Source organism: Legionella sp., from assembly GCF_047605385.1.
In the GTDB taxonomy this organism is placed as follows: Bacteria; Pseudomonadota; Gammaproteobacteria; order Legionellales; family Legionellaceae; genus Legionella.
This window is the reverse complement of the sequence record NZ_JASGFU010000022.1, coordinates 20,926-42,656: the sequence shown is the minus strand read 5'-3', so window position 1 is coordinate 42,656 and position 21,731 is coordinate 20,926. Positions and strand designations below refer to the sequence as shown.

Here is a 21,731-nt window from a genome sequence, read left to right as displayed (position 1 = left end):
CTGGTAAACATAATTTGCCAACTCAGTGGGTGAGATGGTTCATTACATTAGGGCGAATTATTCAATTTGTGTTGGGATATGATCGATTTATCAGAAGAATCAATTATCATCTCGGGAAATATTACTAAAAATAGTAATTCGCGATATATTCCTTTAAATAATGAGGCTATTAATATAATCAAAGATCTCTATAAGAAAAGTGAATTAAAAGAGGGTTTGGTTTTTCCTAGTAAAAATAATCAACCTTTTAACAACGTTAATAAATCCTGGTCTTCAATTTTAAAAAAAGCTCAAATAACACAATTTCGATGGCATGATTTACGACATCACTTTGCAAGTAAACTGGTAATGGCTGGTATAGATTTAAATACCGTCCGTGAGTTGCTAGGCCATTCAGATATTAAAATGACACTTAGATATGCTCATTTGGCGCCAGAACATAAAATAAATGCTGTTAAAAAAATTGAATGGTCGATGCAAGGAACAGTGTCATGATAAGTGTCATTCAATTAGTAACTCATGCGGAAGTGGCTGTTGATAGTATTGCTATTGGTTCTATTCAAAAAGGGATTATGGCTTTAGTTGGCATCGAGAAAACGGATAGCGAAAATGAAGCAGATAAATTATTTAATAAAATAATAAACTATCGGATATTTCCTGATGCCCAGGGAAAAATGAATCTCAGTTTGAAAGATATACGGGGCGGATTGTTGTTAGTTCCACAATTTACGTTAGTTGCTGAAACCACTAAAGGTACGCGTCCTGGCTTTTCAACAGGTATGCCACCTCAAGAAGGCAAGCAGTTATTTGAATATTTGGTCGAGCATGCCCAAAAACAGTACGATATCTCAATAGCCAGAGGTTGTTTTGGTGCCTGTATGCAGGTCAGTTTATGTAACGATGGTCCCGTAACATTTATACTTCAAGTATAATAAAGGGAACCTCAATGAAAAAATGATAGCTTTCAATATTCTTGGATGCGCTGAATTGGGAATTATATTATATGGATCCAACAACAAGTTTAATTGTTACTGCTGCAGTAGGTGGTGCAGCAGGCCGTTTCATAGAGCAAATTTCTTCCAATGGATTTAAGTGGCTTATTGATTTGGTGACGGCCCAATCTCCTGAGATGCAAGCTATTGCAAGAAAAAATATGGAGAATTTTGTAACAAGATTAGCGGAGAGAGTAGAGCGTCTTGAAAAAGAGATACCTGTTAATAAATCTGAAATATTTAAAAACTCCTTGAATCACCCAAGTAGCGCTTTGCTTATTAAAAATGCGATTGTTGATTCAGCAGTTACAGATAATGAAGACAAACATGAATTGTTAGCAGAGTTAATTGCCCAAAGACTTGCTGCTAATGCAGATGACATGATTGCCCTAGCTGGCGCAGCTGCTTGTTCAATTGTTGATTGTTTGTCAACTAGGCAAATCAAAATATTAGCTATTCTGTCAACAGTTAAAGATATAAGACCCCTACCAAAGATTAAAAATATTGATAATTATTTAGAAGCAAGCAAAATTTTAATTAATTGGTGGACTAGTAACATTTCGCCTCTAGTTAATGACGGAATTTTTGATGCCGCTACACCGCTGGATTATGAGCATCTCGCTGCAATGGGTTGCATAAGAATTAGTATCGGCACGAGTGATTTATTAACACTCCTCTCGAGCGAGATATTTGAATCTGTACATAAGTTGGATGAGCCTTTATTGCTTAATCAAAATTGGTACTCATCTCTTAAAAAACAGTGGGATGGGCTAGGGCATTCGACCGCTACTTCAACAGGTAGAATCATCGGCATTCTCCATAGAGACGCAAAACTAAAAACAAATACAAAAATAAACTGGTAGTAATTAATCTATTGTCTCTTAAATTGTTTAATTTAGGATCGTTTGCCTTGATTAAACAAAATTTGTTTTGCTTCTTCAGATAGAACTTGATCAACATTGATATCTTTAGCTACATCATATGCCCTTTGAACGGCAGGACGTTCCTGGATTTTTAAACACCAGGTTTTTAAAAAGGGGAAATCATTTAAATTTTGTTGTTGTTTTTCATAAAGGACTATCCATGGATAACAAGCCATATCAGCAATTGAGTATTCATTTGATATAAATTCTCGGTCAATTAAATGCTTATTCAAAACCTCATATAATCGGGCTGTTTCTCTGACGTAACGATCAACAGCATAAGTTAGATCTTTGGCATGCTGACTAAAGTGATGATTTTGTCCAGCCATTGGACCTAATCCTCCGACTTGCCAAAATAGCCATTGTAATACCTCATAGTGATCGTGCAAATTAGCTGGTATGAATTGCCTTGTTTTCTCAGCCAAGTAAAGCAATATTGCACCTGATTCAAATATAGAGACAGGCTTATCAGAACCTTGAGGATTGTGATCAACAATAGTGGGAATTCGATTGTTTGGTGATATACGTAAGAAATCTTCAGCGAATTGCTCACCTTTAAAAATATTTATTGGTATAAGGTTATATGGTAAACCAGCTTCTTCAAGGAATATTGTAATTTTATGTCCATTAGGTGTAGGCCAGTAATAAAGATCTATCATAGTATTATTCCCTTAACTGTTTTATATCCATGTCATGGAATGAGTGGCATTGTTTTTGAAAGCAAAATTTATCATATATATTATTTTTTGATAACGCTTTATTTTTAGGTGCAGCAGGTACTTCCATTGTGGTAACGTGAATAAGTTGAGCTAACCGCTTTTACTTGTCCCAAAATTCAGTTGAGATTAACAAATAGGGTTTTACAGGTGGCATACATACTCACCGAACATTTTTTTCGCAGATACTATCCTGGCATCTGCAATTTGATCAAGAATAAAGTCCACAGTGCTTTGTTTGGAGCCTCTTATTTCTCAGAGGTTATTCAGGTTTTATAAATTTCCAACGATGCCAGATCACTGGGGTTGCCGCTAAAATTTTCTTTGAAAAAATAATAGGATCTTCGATGGTTGTTTGCGAGTTTAAACAAACCAATGCATAGCCATTTTGTCTTTTCACTAAGCGGCGAAAATAAACTCCCTCACTAATTTCCACAACACAATCCTGTCCTATACACTCTTCTATGTCCGAAGTATTGAGATACTGAACTCCACCAACAAAGTCGCCTTTAGAGTAGATTGGTGCCATGGTGTCATCTGAAACCATTATAACTACAGCATTTGGGTTGTTGGTTTTAAAAAACTCAATTTCCTTTTGAATAGTATTTTCTTGCGTTATCAGAGAGGAAATATGTTTATTAACAGGATAGGGAGTGAACTCCGCATCTAATAAGCTCGGACTTTTACCCGAACCGTTTAGAAGCCACTGAGCAGAACAACTCACCCCTGTGCTATGAAATATTTCCACTAATTTTGATGCAGCTTTTTCAGTTATAGGATTCCTGCCTAACTCCCATGACTGAAGGGTATGCATACTAATTCCATATTTATTTTCTAAATCTTTGCGAGAGATACCTGCTAAGTTCCTCGCTTTTTTAATGCGGTACCCGGCGTTTACTCGCTGTTCTTCATTATTTTGTTCCATAACGGACCTTAATAAATTTTAAATAATACCAAGTATAAGTATATTTTATTTACTTATACGCATTTAAGGTATAATATGACTCTATATACGCGTATCTATTCAGTATAGAAAAACGTAATGCCTTTAATTATTGATTTTTACCAAGTTTTTAAAATTTTACTGACTCCAAATAGGTAATTAAAGGGAATAAAAATAATTTGCAGCTACTGTAATTAATTTATTTGAGTAGAGGCACAAAATCAAGTTGAAGTTAATTAGACAATGGATTGAGACAGTATGATGGATTTTCTTATTAATGAAAATGAGCTTGCTGCTCTAAGTGGGTTACTACACATTCAGCAATTAGCTTATTTACGAGGAATACGGCCTTATATGGACGTTAAAACGGGGATTGTGGGCGTGAAACGAAAAATAAGCTATCAGTCGCTTGCTGAACAACTTTATGTAGAACCGCATCAAGGGATAAAAAGCGAAAGCTTCTCTCGCGCACAAATTCGGCGTGCTGTCTCTGGTTTGGCACGAGTTGGGATTATTTCTTTTCAATCAGAAGAAAAGCATTTAATTTTAAAATGTAATTTGGCTACATTGGATTATTTTGTCCAAAATAAAGTCGTCACAAACCCGTCACAAAAAGCCATCACAAGGCCGGCTCAGGAAAACTGTGCTCATACGGGCTTTTTTGAGGGTTATTCTTCAAAACCCGGCACAGAAGAGCCTTCAAAAGCCGACATACCTCTATATAAAGATAATTATTATATTTTTTTATTATCCCAATTTGAGCAATTTTGGAATTTGTATCCGCTCAAAAAATCACAACAAAAAGCATGGGAACAATTTCAAGCGTTAAACCCTAATCAGCAATTATGTTCCCAAATACTGAATGCGCTGCAAGCACAGATCACATTTACCCAGCAGTTAAAAAACCAAGGTCAATGGGTTGCTCCATGGAAATATCCTGCGAATTGGTTAGCACAGCATTGTTGGAATGATGAATTAACACAGGATGAGCTACAGGAGAATAGTCATGCAAACAATCGGTCGCATTTTACAAAACAACCAGCAGGGGATGGCCTATGGGATTCGTGCAAATCAGGACTTGAAGACGAAAACAACGTCATTGATTTCTTCGGCCACCGATCCTGCACGCAAGCGTATTGACCGGTTATTTTTGAAGTTTGGTGCGTACTATGGCCAGTTATGGCGTAGCCAATTTAAAAATGAGGAGTTTATCGTGTTTATGAAAGATGAATGGTTTGAGGCACTAAAGCATATCGAGGACAACTATTTGCAAGAAGCGGTGGCTTATTGTCGGAGCAAGAAAGAATTTCCTCCTACACTACCTCAATTTGTGGAGTTATGCAGAGATGCTAAAAAACGCACTTTATTTCGTGAAAGAGCAAATCACAAAAAAAGTCGTCCAGAGGTGGCTGCGCTGCATCTGGAAAAAATGAGAGCCATGTTGAAATAAAACAAAAGGAGAGAGTAATGCTGGTATTAACACGGCGCGTCGGAGAGCAAATTTTAATTAATCAGGGCGAAATTCAGATCAAAGTTCTTCATGAGCATGATGGCATTATCGCTATAGGAGTTCAAGCTCCGTCTCATGTAGATATAGATAGGAAAGAGGTTTTTATCAGAAAAAAACTTAATACCGAGATGCAAAGTATGCCTGTTTTGTATCAGTAAGCATGTAGTGCATAAATCAAGAGGGAATAATAATGAGTGCCGCTTTATCGTATTGTCAGAAAGAATTTAGAAAATCGTTGAATAATGCTCGTGGTAAAACAACGATTTATGATGCGTTTGAGATGCTTGAGAAAGAAATTAAAAAGCTTGATGACATGACGCAACTTCATTTGTACTCGGCTACTACCCAATTTCTGGATAGTTTAATTCAAGAACCAGACGACCCCATCAATCCCTTAGAGGTATTCACTCTTCGTTGCCAATCGATTTTGGGTGAAGAGTACGAAGCAGTAAAAGCAATCGGTCTTGCTTTGGCGGTAATTGCCATCTCTGTTGCTGTTATTGCAACCGGAGCTGCATTAGGACTTGGAGTAGGAGTTCTTCTGGGGCTATGGCAAACCCCGCTGATGTTCCTGGCCTCCCTGATGGCTGCCGAAGCACCAGCTCTAGGCATTGCTGCCGCAAGCAGTTCGCTAGGTGTTACTGTGGGCGTATTTTCAGGATGGATGTTTTTTAAGGAACTCTCTGCCAAAACAGTCTTAAATCGTTGCATTGAAACAGTGAAAGAAAGCTATTTATCGGAGAGTGAGGTAACAATTAATGAGGAAAATAACAGTGAGTCACTACTTGCAAATCAATAAGTAGAAATAAACCATTAACTAAATAAAAGGAGGTCAGAAATGTTAGTTTTGAGCAGAAGAATTAAGGAAACCTTGGTAGTAGGTGATGATGTGAATATCACTGTCTTGAGTGTAAAAGGCAATCAGGTGCGTTTAGGGATTAATGCGCCTAAAGACACTAAAGTGCATCGTGAAGAAATCTACCTTCGTATTAAACGAAACGAGTTAAAGGGCTTGGAAAATTTACATGAACAAACCTCAATCCATTAAGTAAATAAAAACAAAAACTTTGAACATGGATAAACAAGGATTAGAAATGAAATTCGTTTATAAACCCATCTTGTTAGTTGCTGCCTCTCTTATTGGTACGAATAGCTTTGCTCAACCTACATCAAAGGAATATGTCGATATGCAAATTAGGGAAGTGGTACGAAGTGTTCAAGAGCAACTAAATCAACAACGAGCTAACATGGATGTTCGTTTGAAAGAGGTATCTCAGTCCGTTCAAGTGCAGATACATCAAATGCAGCATCAGGTTGGTGAAAGCTATCAGGGGGGCATTATTTTTTGGATGGATGAATCCAAACAGCATGGATTAATCGTAGCTAAAATTGATGCCTCTCCCGAGAGCTTGCAATGGAATAATGGAGATAGTGGTTATAAAGTGACAAACGCACGTGCCAATGGGTTATTTGCTGGGTTTTCGAATACGCACTTAATTATTTCAGAACAAACTATTGACGATCAGGAAGGTCAATTTGCGGCGCTTGTCGCTCAAAATTTTTCAATCCAGGAAGATGGCAAAACACCTTGTAATCAAGCGAAGCCTTGTTATGGGAGTTGGTATCTCCCCTCCGTATATGAATTGGTTCTTTTAAATAAAGCGTTAACTCCTTTAGGTCTTGGGAACTTTCGTCATGGAATCTATTGGAGTTCATCGGAGAGTGATACTACCCAAGCATGGCTTTTCGATTTTAATACAGGAGTATCACAGGTGGATGATAAATCAACGAATGCTCTAATACGTGCTATTCATGCATTTTAGGATAAGAAAATGAAATTAAATACAAAATTATCAGGATTATTTTGTTTATTGATGGCTGGTTCTTCTTATGCGGTGGATGATGATGAGTTTTGGTTTCGCATTAAAGGAATCTACAAATCACTGGAGATAATAGAAACTCAAATCAATAACATTCCAGAGGGTAAACCTGGTAAGCAAGGACCCAAAGGAGACAAAGGGGATAAAGGAGAGTCTGGACGTTATATTGCAGGAGATGGAATAAGTATCGAAGACAATGTGATTCAAATGGTTCCCCTACGCCATCAAATTGGCGAGGCCTATCGAGGCGGTGTCGTATTTTATGTAGATGAAACAGGTCAGCATGGATTAATTGCAAGTAAAATCGATGTCAATAATGAAGGTATTCAATGGCGAAATGGGATATCAGGAAATAAAGTAACCAATGCTCGAGGCGATGGAATAGGGGCAGGTGAAACGAATACACGTATCATTATTTCTCAACAGACCATTGATAATCAACGAGGTACTTTTGCAGCCCTTCAAGCAGCTAATTTTCAAGTCTTGGACGATGGTATAACTTCTTGTAAAACTCCCATTGTTGCTGGAGGTGTTTGTTATGGAGGTTGGTATTTACCTTCGGCCTTCGAGCTTCAATTGCTTCATAAGAACTTGCATTTAAATAACCTGGTTGCCTTTGCTCCGGAATTTTATTGGAGCTCCACTGAGCATAATGTCGCTGAAGCGTGGTTAATTCAATTTGCTACAGGGGAGCTTTTATCCAGTAGTAAATCAAATACGGTTGGTCGAGTTCGCGCAGTAGCACGCTTTTAACTAAGGATTACCATGAATAAATTATTGTTAGTGATGTTGTCATTTTTTATCAGTGCTGCGGGATATGCGAAAACTTGTTTTGATTGCTCAGGATTTTATTGGGGAATTTCAGGAAGTTTTGGCGGTACACAGTATCGGGATGCTTATGCTCAAGATGGTCGAAGTTTTGTGGGGCGTTTAAGCCTTGAGGCGCAATATGCGATGTCTGATTTATTCCATTTAGGATTGGAGTCTGGCGTTCAAAATGGCAATTCCATGCGTTTAAATATTCCCAAATCTACATTGGATGCTATGGGCGGAGAGCCGGTACATATTCATATAAAACCTTTTGTGGATGTATTGGGAACCGTGAAAATTACCCCTTTTAACTCAGGATTTTTAAGTTTTGTGAAAGCAGGGGTTGCTTACAGGCATTTGCAAGTCGACCGAAATGAGGTGAATGATATCTTGCGATGGACACCAGAGCTTCAGGCAGGCTTAGGTTATGGTTTTAATGACCACAGTTATTTTTATATTGGCTATCAACATCTGTTTGGTCATGCGGTGAATTATCAGATTAATACGGAAACAGAGCAAGGCACTATTGAAAATATCCCAACTCAGGATGCTGTTTTAATTGGGGTTAGTGTTTTATTTTAGGAATCATCGGAGTTTATGGGTCATGTCTCACATCAAAGAAAAACCAGAAACAGGATAAATAAATCCTATTCGGTAGTTTAAAAAAATTAGAATTTATATCGATTTGGAATGAGGCTTTTTGCATGCCTTGGTGGATTATTTTGTCTAAAAAAAGGAGAACGTCATGCTGGTGTTAACAAGAAAAATAGGGGAGTCCGTAGTGATTGGAGATGAGGTGTATTGCACGGTAGTTGGTTATCAGGATGGAGAGGTGCGCATCGCATTTGATGCCCCTAAATCGATGCCGATTCATCGCGAGGAAATTCAAAAACAAATTGTTCGCGACAGACGAAAAGAGTCCTGGTTTTTGGACGGCCTGCCTCAAAAAGAAAGCATCGTGGACAGGCTCATCAGGAAATTTAAACATCCGACATCCATGCACCATGGCGTGCAATAATCGTTAGGAAATAAGGAATAATGATGCTTGATCAGGTGGAACAATTAGTCACGGTAAAGGATAGAGCCAAAGAAAAATTAAGACGGGATTTAGGTCCTGTTATTTTGGAAGCGCTTGACGATTCCAAAACAGTTGAAATCATGCTGAATGCGGATGGTAAGCTATGGCATGAGAGATTGGGCGAGTCCATGAAATGCATCGGAAAAGTCTCTTTGGGACGTGCCGAATCAATTATAAAAACCATTGCAGGATTTCATGGAAAGGAAGTCACCCGTTATAAGCCACTATTAGAAGGTGAGCTTCCAATCGATGGATCGCGATTTGCGGGTCAAATCCCACCTGTAGTTATGGGGCCTACTTTTGCTATTCGTAAAAGAGCAAGTTCGGTTTTCTCTCTTGAAGAATATGTTGAGCGAAAAATCATGACTCGCTCTCAATATGACGCGATTAAGGATGCGGTGTCACTTCATCGTAATATTTTGGTTATTGGTGGAACAGGATCGGGAAAAACTACTCTGGTGAACGCCATTATTCATGACATGGTTTCTCACGATGCTTCAGAGCGTATCTTCATCATTGAAGACACTGGCGAAATTCAATGCCAGGCTCAAAATTGCATTCAATATCACACTACCCTTGATGTCACTATGACCATGTTACTCAAAACCACTTTACGCATGAGGCCTGACAGGATTTTAGTGGGTGAGGTTCGAGGTGCGGAGGCATTGGATTTATTGGATGCCTGGAATACTGGGCATGAAGGTGGTGCTGCGACCTTACATGCTAATAGCGCGCTTGCTGGGCTTACACGTTTGAAATCATTGATTACACGAAATCCGAGTGCACCTGCAGAAATTGAACCATTGATTGGCGAGGCGGTTCATTGCGTGGTTCATATTGCCCGAACCCCAGAAGGCCGCACCATCAAAGAAGTCATTCATCTGGGTGGGTATGTCAATGGTCAGTATATATTGAAACAACGAATTTAAAAGGATAGGAACATGACAAAAAATTTAAAAAGTAATTTGAGAGTTGTGAGTGTAGCAGGGCTAATCCTAGTGTTGTTATTGGGAATGTCTCATCCGGCACTGGCTTCTACTACGGGCGGAGGGCTTCCTATGGATGGTTGGTTTACCAAGGTGATTAATTCACTCACAGGCCCTTTTGCTTTTAGTGTATCGGTGGCAGGGATAATAGGTTCTGGTGCTGCTTTGATTTTTGGTGGAGAGCTGAGTGGCTTTTTAAAAGTAATCATCGGGATTGTTCTCGCATTATCTCTTGTAATCGGTGCAAAAGCGACGGTGACTGCTATTACCGGAAAAGGAGCTGAGATTACGCCTTTTGCCGTTCAAAAGCGAGTAGGCCAATGACTCTTAGAGCGATCCCCATAAGACGCAGTGGTGTGCGTCCGATCCTCTTTATGGGAGGAGATAGAGAGTTGGTGATGCTCTCAGGGCTTTTATGTGCCGTATTGGTATTTGTGACTTATGATTGGTTGGCTCTGATTACTGGCGTAATTCTTTGGTTCTTTTCTTTAAAAGGACTTCGTTTAATGGCAAAAGCAGATCCGCTCATGAGAGCAGTCTATCTCAGACATCATTATTACCAATCTTATTATCCTGCACGCTCCACTCCTTTTCGGGACAATAGAAAGGAATTCAAATGATACAGATGATTTCATTTAGTATAACCATTTTAGGATTTATTCTTTTATCGGTGTTGTATGGGCAGATAAGAAAGGAAAGTCGTGTTCATCATTTAGGAACGCATCGAAAACGACAAGCCGCTTTTGTTGACTTACTTAACTATGCGGCATTGGTAGACGATGGGGTTGTTGTAGGAAAAAATGGCTCATTTATGGCCGCTTGGGTGTATCGAAGTGAGGATGTGGCGAATTTGACGGATGAAGCCCGTGAAATGCTCTCATTTCGTATTAATAAAGCCTTATCGAGTATGGGTTCTGGTTGGATGATTCATGTGGATGTCATCAGGCGGGCAGCTCCTGGGTACAGTGACAGGGGGCAATCTCATTTTTCCGATTGGATATCCTATGCGGTGGATGAGGAGCGAAGAGGTTTTTTTGAGCAAATGGGAACCTTGTATGAGGGCGACTTTGTTTTGACCTTAACCTGGTTTCCACCAATACTTGCTGAACGGCGATTCGTTGCATTAATGTTTGATGATTCACAAGTCAATCGTTCAAAAAAAGAGCAAACAATCCAGCTTTTGGAAGAATTTAACCAAGCTTGTCTTCATTTCGAAACGCAAATGAATTTGGCTTTCAATTTAACAAGGCTTAAGGCTGAACAGGTTTTACAAGAAGATAATGCGTATCTTACTCAAGAGCATTTTTTAAAACATCTGCATTTTTGTGCTACGGGACTCAAACACGGCATCACTTTGCCGAAAAATCCTATTTATCTGGATGCATTAATTGGCGGTCAGGAGTTATATACCGGGGTGATTCCTAAAGTGGGTGGGAAATTCATTCAATGTGTGGCTATTGAAGGATTTCCGTTGGAGGCTACCCCTGGAATTTTAACGACATTAAATCAATTGCCTATCGAATATCGATGGAGTTCTCGATTTATATTTATGGATTCTTATGAAGCTGAAAAACATTTTCAGAGATACAGTAAGAAATGGCGACAGAAAGTTGTGGGATTTTATAGCCAATATTTTAAAACAAGTAAGGGTATTGTTGATAAGGATGCAGTGGATATGCTACAGGATGCTGAACATGCCATTGCAGAAACGAACTCCGGGATGGTAGGGCAGGGTTATTATACTTCGGTTATTGTATTAATGGATGAAGACCGCTCTTTGGTAGAGCAAGCGGCTTTATACGTTAAGAAAAATATCGATGCACTTCATTTTACTGCGCGCATTGAAACCATCAACACCATGGATGCCTTTTTTGGCAGTTTGCCAGGTCACGGGGTTGAAAATGTGCGTAGACCCATTATTAATACCATGAATCTGGCTGACTTACTGCCTACATCAAGCATTTGGACCGGTGAGAATCAATCCCCTAGTCCTTTATTTCCTCCACAATCTCCTCCCTTAATGCATTGTGTTACGCAAGGTAGCACACCTTTTCGACTAAATCTTCATGTCCGGGATTTAGGTCATGGTATTATGTTTGGTCCGACTCGCTCAGGAAAATCAACCCATCTTGCCATGTTGGCGTTGTCATGGCGTCGTTACAAAGAGGCGCGTATTTATGTTTTTGATAAGGGAATGTCGATGTATCCCACCTGTAAGGCAGTAGGTGGGGCACATTACACCATCGCCTCACAGGACTCTAAATTGGCATTTGCTCCCTTGCAATTTTTGGATACGAAAGAAGACAGGGCGTGGGCCATGGAGTGGATTGATACCATTTTGGCATTAAATGGTTTGAATACTACTCCTCATCAGCGTAATGAAATAGCTCATGCCATTATTAACATGCATCAAAGTGGGTCAAAAACGGTATCGGAATTTGTGATGACGATTCAAGATGAGTCAATTCGAGAAACATTAAAACAATACACTGTGGATGGCCTTATGGGGCATTTGGTGGATGCAGAATCTGATGAATTAGGATTGTCTTCTTTTATGACCTACGAAATCGAGTATTTGATGCGATTAGGGGAAAAATTTGCATTACCTGTATTGCTTTATTTGTTCCGGCGCATCGAAACTTCTTTAGACGGCCGCCCCACTTTAATTATTTTAGATGAAGTATGGCTTATGTTGGCTCATCCTGTTTTTCGCCAAAAAATCGCCGAATGGCTGGATTCGATGGCTAAGAAAAATTGCTGTGTCTTTATGGCAACGCAGCATTTATCGCATGCCATTAATTCAGGAATTCTGGATATTATTGTGGAATCAACTGCCGTTAAAATTTTCTTGCCTAATCCTCATGCTCGAGCACCAGAAACAGCCGCAGTGTATGCGCGCATGGGTCTTAACCCACGACAGGTCGAGATTGTTGCAGGTGCTGTGCCTAAACGCGATTACTACTATGTCAGCGAAAAAGGTCAGCGCATTTATCAATTGGCATTAGGACCTTTAGCGCTTTCGTTTGCAGGGGCAACGGATCTGGATTCCATCAAACGAATTAAAGAACTTGAAGCACAAAAAGGTGCGGCTTGGGTCACTTCGTGGGTAGCTGAAAAAGGAATTAACCCGAAAGAATACGAGCTTGGTTTCTATGGAGTAGCAGCATGATAGCGAATAAAAATAGATCTTCGAAAAAACCCAAAGAAAAAATTACCTATAATCCTTACTTCAATGCACGAAGAGCATGGAATGTACATCAAGCGGGACTCTTGAAGTCCTTACATCTTTGGCAATTGATTAGTATCAGTTGCCTGTTGATTGCGCTTGCCGCAGTAGGCGGTTTAATTTCAATTGGCAGCCAATCCAAATTCATTCCTTTAGTGTTTCAGCAAGATGCCCAAGGGAATACCTTATCGGTTACCAGGGCCGATAAAGTGGGCGAGGCAAGTCTTGATGATTATCGAGCAGCAGCCGCCCATTTCATTGAAAGCATTCGGTTGGTTAGCGCCGATATGGAGTTGCAGAGAAAGGCAATTTTTCAGGTGTATTCTTATTTGAATCAAAATGATGCTTCAGTCACGAAAGCCAATGAGTTTTACAAAGGAACGCCAGACTCCAATCCATTTGAGCGAGCAGCACAGGAAATGGTGAGTATTGAAATTCGTTCAGTTCTTAAAGAGTCAGAGTCCTCCTGGCAGGTGGATTGGGTAGAAACCGTACGCAATCGAGATGGCTCAATCAAGGAAAAACCCTATGGTATGAAAGCGTTACTCACCATGTACCAGGCTACCCATTTAAAAGGGGTGAGCCATGAGTCGTTACTAAACAATCCACATTTTATCTATATTCAAGACTTTAACTGGTCCCGACAATTCGGAGTTCATGAATGAAACATTATCTTTTAAGCGTTTTCTTAATTTGGCCCACTTTGGGAATGGCCATCACTCAAGACGATATGGCCGATAAATACTTTTCAAAAAAAATAATGCCGCTTAATCCACAGGAACGTAAGGCCATTGAGATAGGAAAAAAATGGCAAACGGGACAAGCGACAAGTAAGCCTGTCGCGGCATCTGATGGCTCTATTAGTTTTGTGTATGGCTCAGGCCAAACGCGTATCGTTTGTGCCGTATTGCAAATCTGTGATATTGCGCTACAAGCAGGGGAGCAAATGAATAATTTTAATGTGGGTGATCCCCGATTTACCATTGAGCCGTCAGTCACAGGCGTTGGTCCTAATCAGCGATTACATCTGATTATTAAAGCAAAAGCACTGGATGTGGGCTTGGACAGCTCCTTGGTGGTGACCACCGATCGCAGAACCTATCATTTTCGTTTGAAATCCACCCGCCATGAATTCATGCCTTATGTGTCTTTTATCTATCCTGATGAAGCACAAGCCAAATGGAATCTCATTCGTCAATTGCAACGCGAACATCGAGAAATGCATACCTTGCCTCAAACGCATGAATATCTGGGGAATCTGCATTTTAATTATCAAATTGAAGGTCGTACTCGCTGGAAACCTGTTCGTGTCTATAACGATGGGATTAAAACCATTATTCACATGCCAAAAACTATGTCTCAAACGGAAGCGCCTGTTTTACTGGTCATGCAAAAGAAAAGACTTTTTCAAAAATCAGAAGCGGTCATGGTCAATTACCGGGTACAAGGCAATCGTTACATCGTTGATAGTGTGTTTGATAAAGCACTTTTGGTGATTGGTAGTGGGAGTGCTCAGGAGAAAGTTTCTATTACGAGGTGTGGCGTATGAAGTATTGGTTAATCCTGTTGGGAGTTTTGGGGTTGTCCAGTTGTACCCGTGTCCACTATGGCAATTTTACGGATGGGCCATCCCATCATTTTAATGCAATGGCTAAAGATACCGTAACGCAGCTCGTCTCTATTTTTCCTCCGGCCAGAACTCAATTTTGTTTCAGCCAACGAGTTAAAGATGGTTATGGGATTGAATTGATTCGTTTATTGCGAGAGAGAGGCTATGGATTGATAGAGAGCCGATGTATGGGACAAGGTGTGCGCTTTGCTTATGTGGTGGACACTTCAATAAAGAAAGCTTTTTATCGGGTGACGGTCTGGGTAGAAAGTCAATCTTTAAGCCGTGTTTACTCGCTTAATCAGAGTCAATTGATGCCTGTTAGTGCATGGTCGTATAAGGAGTAGGTGAGATGAGTCAAAACGAGGATTGGTTGTCTGCTGAGAAATCTCCGGAAAAATTAGAGATTTCAGGGGTGCGCCGGGTCAATAATTGGCCATTGGTGATTATTTTGGGAGTTGCTTTACTGTTTGTTCTATTGATTGTCCTGGTTGCGATAAAACGCGCTGATGGGCAAACTAACACCGTGGAGGAGGTAAAACCTAATGTATCTGCCCAAGCAAATAACCTCCACATGGCCAATGAGATTGTAGGCAAATATGAGTCAGGTATTGTGCCTTCAGCAAGAAAGGCGATTCAAGTGTCTGAAACAGTCGAGATTCCCGTTGCCGTGATTGATAATCCCAATATTCCGCCTAAACCCTATGTGGAAGAGCCTATCCCGGATACTGAACTTGAGCGGATTCGTCAGGAGAAAACCCAACAATTTGAGGAAGCGGTTAAAGCAAAATCATCTGTACTATTTGATAAAGGATCCCTTACTCCTCAAAGAAGAACTAATCCCAATGGCGAATTGAGGAGTCATCGTGCATCATTCACAGCAGAAGCTCCGTTTAAAGAAATGGCTCAAGGTAGGCATTCTCATGATGAGAGAAAGCCTATGCCACTGGGTGGTGGTGAAGATGAAGGGCGTTGGCATCTTAATTCACGAGTAAGCGCCCCTGAAACTCCTTTCGTTTTAACCGCAGGTAGTGTCATTCCAGGAGCCATGATAAGTGGTATTCGTTCGGATTTGCCCAACCAAATTATTGGTCAAGTAACCCAGAATGTTTATGACACTGCAACGGGTCGGTATTTATTAATTCCACAGGGAACCAAACTACTGGGTATTTATTCCAGTGATGTAGCGTATGGACAAGATACTCTATTGGTTGCCTGGCAGAGATTAACCTTCCCTGACGGAAAAAAATTAGATATTGGGTCCATGCCAGGAACCGATGGGGCAGGATTTGCGGGATTTCGCGACCGGGTAAATAATCATTATGGACGAATTTTTGGCTCAGCCTTTCTTATGTCAGGCATTGTTGCAGGAATGACCTACAGCCAAAATCAAAATCAACCTTTCAACGGAGTTTCTTATCAACCTACAGCCGGAAGTGTGCTCAGTCAGGCATTAGGTCAACAATTAGGTGAAGTCTCTGCGCAATTGATTATGAAAAATTTAAATGTTGCCCCTTCTATTGAAATAGGTTCGGGGTATCGCTTCAACATTATCACGGTAAAAGACTTGGTATTTAAAAGGTCTTATGTGGCATTTGATTATTATTAAGGAATAAGAAATGAAGGCAAACAAATTCAAATGGACCATGCTGTATTATGTTGGAATGAGTTTGATTGGAGTCGGTAGTTTATGCCACGCGAATATGCCTGTAATTGATTGGGCTAACTGGTATCAAAATGCCCAAATGCTAACTACGCAAGCGAATCAATATAAAAATCAATTGGACCAATATAACCTGATGTTGGCCAATGGTAAGTCATTGACCTCTTATCAATGGGATGATGCCAATCAAATCATTACCAATCTGGTGAACACCACAAATACCCTGGATGAGTACAAACAACAAGCGGGTAGTTTGGATGCTTATCTTAGCCGTTATCAAAGTGAGGAGTACTACAGTAAAGGCCCTTGCTTTAATGGAAATTGCAGTAAGGAGGAATTAAAACGCCTCAAACAAAATCAGATGAATGCTTCAGTGGCGCAAAAAAAAGCAAATGATGCCATGCTTCGTGGCATTGACAGGCAACAGCAACAGATTAAAACAGATGCAGCCAGGCTCAAAATCTTGCAAGACCATGCACAAAAGGCAGAAGGTCAACAACAGGCTATACAAGCTGCATCAGAACTAGCCAGTGCACAATCCAACCAACTGTTACAAATTCGCAGTTTGTTAATTACCCAGCAAAACGCCGAAGCGACCAGGGCTGCTTCGCTTGCGAACAAAGAGGCGATACAAGCTGCGGGAGATGAGCGTTTTCGTTCGGGAACATTTCGTAAAAGTACGGGTAAATCCTGGTAATAAAAATCACTTAAAAAGGACAAATGATGAATCGAATCTACTTATGCCTCACACTAATACTGTTTATTTTGACAGGCTGTGACAACGCGCGAACCCAAGAAAATAAAAAAAATTCAATGACCGAGCAGTTAACCTGCGACAGCTCAAGGCAGGGGCGAACGCCTGCAGAACTTCAAATGATAGGGGATGCGTGCTTTAGAAAAGGCAGTTATACCAAAAGTCACCCGATGCAGTGGTAAGAACATGAATAACAAAATGATTCACATTCTTTTGCTGCTTTCATTAATAGGACTTTCCAGTTCGCTCTATGCTCAAGGTGTGGGCATAGATAGTGCCGACTTGTTTGATAATATTTTAAATCGTTTTCATACCACAGCATCTCATTGGGAAAGCCAAATGAAATCCTATGCCAATTGGTTATTTTGGGGATTAGTGATACTGAGTATGACTTGGACCTTTGGATTAATGGCACTTCGGCGTTGCGATCCCCAGGAAATATTGGCTGAATTGATCCAATTTCTTGCAGTCACTGGGTTTTTTTGCTGGATTTTAGAAAATGGACCTGAATTAACCAAAGCCATTATTGATTCATTGCGACAAATTGCCTCTAAGGCTTCGGGCCTTTCTAATACGATTTCGCCCTCTGGAGTAGTGGATGTGGGTTTTGATATTGTTTCGAAAACCATTGATAACTCCTCCATATGGTCCCCTGCCAATACTACCGTAGGCCTTCTTGTTGCAGGCATTATCTTACTTGTACTTGCCCTGGTTGGCGTGAATATGTTGATAGTTTTAATTTCAGGATGGTTTATTTGTTATGGAGGAATCTTCCTGCTTGGATTTGGAGGAGGGCGTTGGACTCAGGATATTGCCATTAATTATTATAAAACCGTTTTAGGAATTGCCTTACAAGCCTTTGCTATGGTGTTGATTATTGGGATTGGTAAATCCTTTATCGACCAATATTACGCTGCCATGTCCTCAGATATGACTCTAAAAGAGTTATTTGTCATGCTGGTAGTTAGTTCTATTTTATTGACTCTGGTTAATAAGATTCCGCCAATGCTTGCAGGAATCGTTCAAGGAGGCGGGGCTGGAGGTGGCGGTGGCGTAGGATTAGGGGCTGCCATGGGTGCCGCCAGCATGGCTGCTGCTGCCATGTCTGGTGGGGCTTCTGTAGTCGGTTCAGCCATTGCTAATGCCGCAGGGGTAGGCAGTGCTTTAAATGCGGCTTTTAAAGCCGCTTCGCAAAGTATGGGCTCAGGAATCATGGAACCCTTATCGGGAAGTCCTCAAGAACTCTCTTCAAATGGCCTCATGTCGGCACTGAGTAATGCTGGGCGTTTTGCTGCTTCATTTGGTTCTCATTTGTCTTCAGGTGCTTCGGATGTCATTGGTGATAAGGTCGATGCGCTAAAAGAATCGTTTACTGCTCGTGTTGGAGAAACGCCAGGGGGGCAAGTAGCTGATGCCATCCATCAGAACATGGAACATGATGCCTCATCATTTGATGATGGCGAAGGAATGGAGGGCAGCCTTAGCGCTGCGCCCGATGGTTATGGCGAGGAAGTAAATCAATTTGTTAATAAAGAAAGGCACGCTGGAGAATAAAATGTCTATATGGAGTCAAACACCGAGTATTCATCAGGAGCAAGTCGCCTGTACCATCATGGCGGCTATTAAATATCAGGTTCCCGCTAATATCCTGTTGGCTATTGCAGAGAAAGAATCTGGAAGACCTGGTCAATGGGTAAAAAATTCGAATGGAACTTATGATGTAGGCAGTATGCAGCTCAATACGGCCTACTTAAAAGAACTGGCGCAGTTTGGAATTAAACCCGATGATGTGGCAGCTAAAGGGTGTTATGCCTATGATTTGGCGGCCTGGAGGGTAAGAGGCCATTTGGTGCATGACGGGCAGGATTTATGGACGAGAGCTGCAAATTACCATTCTAAAACTCCAAAATTTAACCGTATCTATCGAGCCGATCTCATAAAAAAAGCCAGAAAATGGCAAATGTGGTTGAGCTCTCATTTTAATACGTATGCGGTGAACTCTCCTGGTACTTTCCCTGTACATATAAAACAAGTTCGCCAAGAGATAGGCCTTGATAAGTCCAGGATACGGTCTGTTAAACCATTGAAATCTACTCCAGGGGATAACCGGTTTTATCGAAATGTTGATGCGATACGTGCCCTGGATTCGATGTATCGTTCAGATAGATGGAGTAAGTCGCTATGAAAAAAGAAAAGACATTAATCGGGCCTCAATTAAGAAAAGATAAACCTAAAAAAAGAAAACTCAACGCGTTTATTTTGGTGTTAGTTGCCCTATTAATCAGTGCTCAATGTGCTACTCAGTATTTAGCATCTGTTTTTCATTATGCTCCTCAATTAGGGCATTCTATGGGTTATTTTTATGCGCCATGGAACTATTTGATATGGTGGTTTCAATGGCATGAAACCTACCCGTATTATTTCAATGGGGCAAATGGCATCCTGGTGATGACCGCCTCTGTCTCCTTAATAGGGGTTATGTTGGCCATTCGGGCTTTGAACCAGGAGGATATCAGCGAGTATCTTCATGGTTCCGCGCGTTGGGCTACCAAAGACGATTTAGTTCATGCAGGACTTATTGGACATGATGAAGGCGTTTATGTCGGGGCGTTTGAAGAGCACGGTCAAATTCGTTATTTACGGCACAATGGCCCTGAACATGTATTAACCTATGCGCCAACGCGCTCTGGGAAAGGGGTAGGGCTTGTGATTCCAACGCTTTTATCCTGGAAGCATTCGGCAGTGATTACCGATTTAAAAGGAGAGCTTTGGGCATTAACGGCGGGTTGGCGGCAACAATATGCAAAGAATAAAGTGATTCGCTTTGAACCTGCTGCGCGATTCGGAAGTGCGCGGTGGAACGCATTTAATGAAATCCGATTGGAGACGGAGTCTGAAGTAGGTGATGTACAAAATCTGGCAACACTCATTGCAGATCCTGATGGAAAAGGACTGGAGTCGCATTGGCAAAAAACATCTCAATCTTTATTAGTAGGATTTATATTACATAGTTTGTACAAACTTAAAGATAAAGGTGAGGTGGCTAGTCTTCCAGCCATGGATGAAATGCTGGTTGATCCTTGCGTGAATGTGGCTGATTTATTAATTGAGATGACTCAATATCCTCATTGCAATGGTAAACCTCATCCAGTCATTAGTGCATCTGCTCGAGATATGATTGATAGGCCGGAGGAAGAGGCAGGCTCTGTGCTATCCACACTCAAATCATTTTTATCATTGTATCGCGATCCAGTGGTTGCACAAAACGTTTCATCTTCGGATTTTTGTATCAAGGATTTAATGAATCATGATGTCCCCGTCAGTCTTTACATTGTGACGCAGCCTAATGATAAAGCCAGATTGCAACCATTAGTCCGGGTATTGCTTAATATGATTGTCCGACTCTCAGCGGATAAAATGGATTTTGAGCGCGTCACCAATCATGAGGGTGTCTCATCCATCCAAACGAAGAAAAATTACAAGCACCGATTGTTGTGCATGATTGATGAGTTTCCAAGTTTGGGAAAGCTCGACATTTTACAAGAAAGCCTCGCGTTTGTTGCAGGATATGGTCTTAAATTTTATCTTATTTGTCAGGACATCAATCAGCTTAAAAGCCGAGAGAGAGGGTATGGTCCTGATGAAACGATTACCTCCAATTGCCATATTCAAAATGCCTATCCCCCGAATCGCATCGAAACCGCAGAGCATTTATCAAAACTGACGGGCTTTACCACAGTAGTCAAAGAGCATCTAACGACCAGTGGAAAACGAATCAGCTTATTCTTAAATCAGATTTCTAAAACTACTCAGGAAGTGAAGCGTCCTTTATTAACAGCAGATGAGTGTTTACGAATCCCTGGATCTAAAAAGAACAAAGACGGACAGATTATTGAAGCTGGGGATATGGTGGTCTATATGGCAGGATTTCCTATGGTTTACGGGCGACAGCCACTGTATTTCAAAGATCCCATCTTTCTTGCACGTTCCTCCATCGAAGCACCGGCCAAATCAGATGTAATCCGTATGCAGTTATCTGAAGAGGAGGCCATTGTCTTATGAAAAAAATAGTCTATCTCATTCTTTATGGTGTCCTGCTAGCGTTTGGTTTAGGACTAATGCTCATTGTCATTGGTATCCGTATTAACACGAGTAACTCCATTCCCAAGGGGATTTATTTACTGAAACGTGGTCATCAATTAAAGGATCACTACATTATTTTTTGTCCTGAACCCAAGCCGGTATTTAACGAAGCTCGCTTAAGAGGCTACATCGATTACGGACTATGTGCTCATCGATTTGGCTATCTTATGAAAAAAGTGGTGGCTGTTCATGGTGATCAGATTTCAAGTACTTTATCAGGTGTTTTTATTAATGGTCAGTTACTTCCTTTTAGTAAACCTAAAATTCAGGATGGACTGAATCGTCCACTGTCTCTATGGCTTATTAAACAGTACCAATTGAAATCCGATGAGGTATTCACGATGACGGATCAAAGCGAGACGTCTTTTGATGGTCGTTATTATGGTCCGATTCACACTTCTCAAATAAAAGGAATTGTGATCCCAATGATTACTTGGTGAGGATAAGTTTCAGTAAATCAATAGGATAAATCTTTGGTGAGATGAAAAAAACAGCATT

Annotated in this window: 26 protein-coding genes and 1 pseudogene; 25 read left to right on the top strand and 2 right to left on the bottom strand. The window is 40.7% G+C overall.

Annotated elements, in window-relative coordinates; translation table 11 throughout:
• Positions 1 to 63: 63 nt before the first annotated feature.
• From QM652_RS07165 to QM652_RS07155, 3 genes and pseudogenes are all read left to right on the top strand, one after another.
• Positions 64 to 495, top strand: a pseudogene (locus tag QM652_RS07165) (tyrosine-type recombinase/integrase); the annotation flags it as partial.
• Positions 492 to 932: a D-aminoacyl-tRNA deacylase gene (gene dtd, locus QM652_RS07160; protein ID WP_415074261.1), complete on the top strand. Its 441-nt coding sequence runs from the start codon at positions 492 to 494 to the stop codon at positions 930 to 932. The pseudogene QM652_RS07165 and the gene dtd, both read left to right, overlap by 4 nt.
• Positions 933 to 1,003: 71 nt before the next feature.
• On the top strand, positions 1,004 to 1,855 hold the full coding sequence (locus tag QM652_RS07155) for an LPO_1073/Vpar_1526 family protein (RefSeq protein WP_415074259.1): 852 nt from the start codon (positions 1,004 to 1,006) through the stop codon (positions 1,853 to 1,855).
• Positions 1,856 to 1,887: 32 nt separating this feature from the next.
• On the opposite strand, the gene QM652_RS07150 is transcribed toward QM652_RS07155, so the two are convergent.
• Positions 1,888 to 2,574 (bottom strand): glutathione S-transferase N-terminal domain-containing protein, encoded by a 687-nt coding sequence (locus QM652_RS07150; protein WP_415074257.1) that lies wholly within the window; start codon positions 2,572 to 2,574, stop codon positions 1,888 to 1,890.
• 319 nt (positions 2,575 to 2,893) lie between these two features.
• Positions 2,894 to 3,556: a LexA family transcriptional regulator gene (locus tag QM652_RS07145; RefSeq protein WP_415074255.1), complete on the bottom strand. Its 663-nt coding sequence runs from the start codon at positions 3,554 to 3,556 to the stop codon at positions 2,894 to 2,896.
• A 276-nt stretch (positions 3,557 to 3,832) separates the two neighbouring features.
• Here QM652_RS07145 and QM652_RS07140 point away from each other — a divergent pair, with 276 nt between their 5' ends.
• From QM652_RS07140 to traF, 22 genes are all read left to right on the top strand, one after another.
• Positions 3,833 to 4,714, top strand: a complete 882-nt coding sequence (locus tag QM652_RS07140) for a hypothetical protein (RefSeq protein ID WP_415074253.1) — start codon at positions 3,833 to 3,835, stop codon at positions 4,712 to 4,714.
• Complete coding sequence (locus QM652_RS07135; RefSeq protein ID WP_415074271.1) at positions 4,653 to 5,024, top strand: Vir protein; 372 nt, start codon at positions 4,653 to 4,655, stop codon at positions 5,022 to 5,024. Before QM652_RS07140 ends, QM652_RS07135 begins: the two co-directional genes overlap by 62 nt.
• Positions 5,025 to 5,041: 17 nt before the next feature.
• Positions 5,042 to 5,242: a carbon storage regulator gene (locus QM652_RS07130; RefSeq protein ID WP_415074251.1), complete on the top strand. Its 201-nt coding sequence runs from the start codon at positions 5,042 to 5,044 to the stop codon at positions 5,240 to 5,242.
• A 32-nt stretch (positions 5,243 to 5,274) separates the two neighbouring features.
• Positions 5,275 to 5,883 (top strand): hypothetical protein, encoded by a 609-nt coding sequence (locus QM652_RS07125; protein WP_415074249.1) that lies wholly within the window; start codon positions 5,275 to 5,277, stop codon positions 5,881 to 5,883.
• 39 nt (positions 5,884 to 5,922) lie between these two features.
• Complete coding sequence (csrA, locus tag QM652_RS07120) at positions 5,923 to 6,132, top strand: carbon storage regulator CsrA (RefSeq protein ID WP_415074247.1); 210 nt, start codon at positions 5,923 to 5,925, stop codon at positions 6,130 to 6,132.
• 46 nt (positions 6,133 to 6,178) lie between these two features.
• A complete protein-coding gene (locus QM652_RS07115; protein WP_415074245.1) occupies positions 6,179 to 6,907 on the top strand; it encodes a lvrE in 729 nt (242 codons plus the stop codon).
• A gap of 9 nt (positions 6,908 to 6,916) precedes the next feature.
• Positions 6,917 to 7,717 carry a DUF1566 domain-containing protein gene (locus tag QM652_RS07110; RefSeq protein WP_415074243.1) on the top strand — a complete coding sequence of 267 codons (801 nt, stop codon included), beginning with the start codon at positions 6,917 to 6,919 and terminating at the stop codon, positions 7,715 to 7,717.
• A 12-nt stretch (positions 7,718 to 7,729) separates the two neighbouring features.
• On the top strand, positions 7,730 to 8,356 hold the full coding sequence (locus tag QM652_RS07105; RefSeq protein WP_415074241.1) for an outer membrane beta-barrel protein: 627 nt from the start codon (positions 7,730 to 7,732) through the stop codon (positions 8,354 to 8,356).
• A 163-nt stretch (positions 8,357 to 8,519) separates the two neighbouring features.
• On the top strand, positions 8,520 to 8,792 hold the full coding sequence (gene csrA, locus QM652_RS07100; RefSeq protein WP_415074239.1) for a carbon storage regulator CsrA: 273 nt from the start codon (positions 8,520 to 8,522) through the stop codon (positions 8,790 to 8,792).
• 23 nt (positions 8,793 to 8,815) lie between these two features.
• Positions 8,816 to 9,781, top strand: a complete 966-nt coding sequence (gene trbB, locus QM652_RS07095) for a P-type conjugative transfer ATPase TrbB (protein WP_415074269.1) — start codon at positions 8,816 to 8,818, stop codon at positions 9,779 to 9,781.
• 12 nt (positions 9,782 to 9,793) lie between these two features.
• Positions 9,794 to 10,162, top strand: coding sequence for a TrbC/VirB2 family protein (locus tag QM652_RS07090; protein WP_415074237.1), 369 nt, complete (start codon positions 9,794 to 9,796; stop codon positions 10,160 to 10,162).
• Positions 10,159 to 10,458, top strand: a complete 300-nt coding sequence (locus QM652_RS07085; RefSeq protein WP_415074235.1) for a conjugal transfer protein TrbD — start codon at positions 10,159 to 10,161, stop codon at positions 10,456 to 10,458. The genes QM652_RS07090 and QM652_RS07085 overlap by 4 nt, the downstream gene beginning before the upstream one ends.
• The gene (locus QM652_RS07080) at positions 10,455 to 13,007 is read left to right on the top strand and encodes a conjugal transfer protein TrbE (RefSeq protein WP_415074233.1); all 2,553 of its coding nucleotides are present in this window, start codon (positions 10,455 to 10,457) and stop codon (positions 13,005 to 13,007) included. The genes QM652_RS07085 and QM652_RS07080 overlap by 4 nt, the downstream gene beginning before the upstream one ends.
• The gene (locus QM652_RS07075) at positions 13,004 to 13,729 is read left to right on the top strand and encodes a VirB8/TrbF family protein (protein ID WP_415074231.1); all 726 of its coding nucleotides are present in this window, start codon (positions 13,004 to 13,006) and stop codon (positions 13,727 to 13,729) included. Before QM652_RS07080 ends, QM652_RS07075 begins: the two co-directional genes overlap by 4 nt.
• Positions 13,726 to 14,613 (top strand): P-type conjugative transfer protein TrbG, encoded by an 888-nt coding sequence (gene trbG / locus QM652_RS07070; protein WP_415074229.1) that lies wholly within the window; start codon positions 13,726 to 13,728, stop codon positions 14,611 to 14,613. Before QM652_RS07075 ends, trbG begins: the two co-directional genes overlap by 4 nt.
• Complete coding sequence (locus QM652_RS07065; protein ID WP_415074227.1) at positions 14,610 to 15,020, top strand: conjugal transfer protein TrbH; 411 nt, start codon at positions 14,610 to 14,612, stop codon at positions 15,018 to 15,020. The genes trbG and QM652_RS07065 overlap by 4 nt, the downstream gene beginning before the upstream one ends.
• A 5-nt stretch (positions 15,021 to 15,025) precedes the next feature.
• On the top strand, positions 15,026 to 16,282 hold the full coding sequence (locus tag QM652_RS07060) for a TrbI/VirB10 family protein (RefSeq protein WP_415074225.1): 1,257 nt from the start codon (positions 15,026 to 15,028) through the stop codon (positions 16,280 to 16,282).
• Positions 16,283 to 16,337: 55 nt separating this feature from the next.
• Positions 16,338 to 17,033: a P-type conjugative transfer protein TrbJ gene (gene trbJ / locus QM652_RS07055; RefSeq protein WP_415074267.1), complete on the top strand. Its 696-nt coding sequence runs from the start codon at positions 16,338 to 16,340 to the stop codon at positions 17,031 to 17,033.
• A 243-nt stretch (positions 17,034 to 17,276) separates the two neighbouring features.
• Complete coding sequence (trbL, locus tag QM652_RS07050; RefSeq protein ID WP_415074223.1) at positions 17,277 to 18,644, top strand: P-type conjugative transfer protein TrbL; 1,368 nt, start codon at positions 17,277 to 17,279, stop codon at positions 18,642 to 18,644.
• Between the two features lies 1 nt (position 18,645).
• On the top strand, positions 18,646 to 19,275 hold the full coding sequence (locus QM652_RS07045) for a transglycosylase SLT domain-containing protein (protein ID WP_415074221.1): 630 nt from the start codon (positions 18,646 to 18,648) through the stop codon (positions 19,273 to 19,275).
• Entirely contained in the window at positions 19,272 to 21,152 is a 1,881-nt protein-coding gene (locus tag QM652_RS07040) for a type IV secretory system conjugative DNA transfer family protein (RefSeq protein ID WP_415074219.1), read from the top strand. The genes QM652_RS07045 and QM652_RS07040 overlap by 4 nt, the downstream gene beginning before the upstream one ends.
• On the top strand, positions 21,149 to 21,673 hold the full coding sequence (gene traF / locus QM652_RS07035; RefSeq protein ID WP_415074217.1) for a conjugative transfer signal peptidase TraF: 525 nt from the start codon (positions 21,149 to 21,151) through the stop codon (positions 21,671 to 21,673). Before QM652_RS07040 ends, traF begins: the two co-directional genes overlap by 4 nt.
• The last annotated feature ends 58 nt before the right edge of the window (positions 21,674 to 21,731 follow it).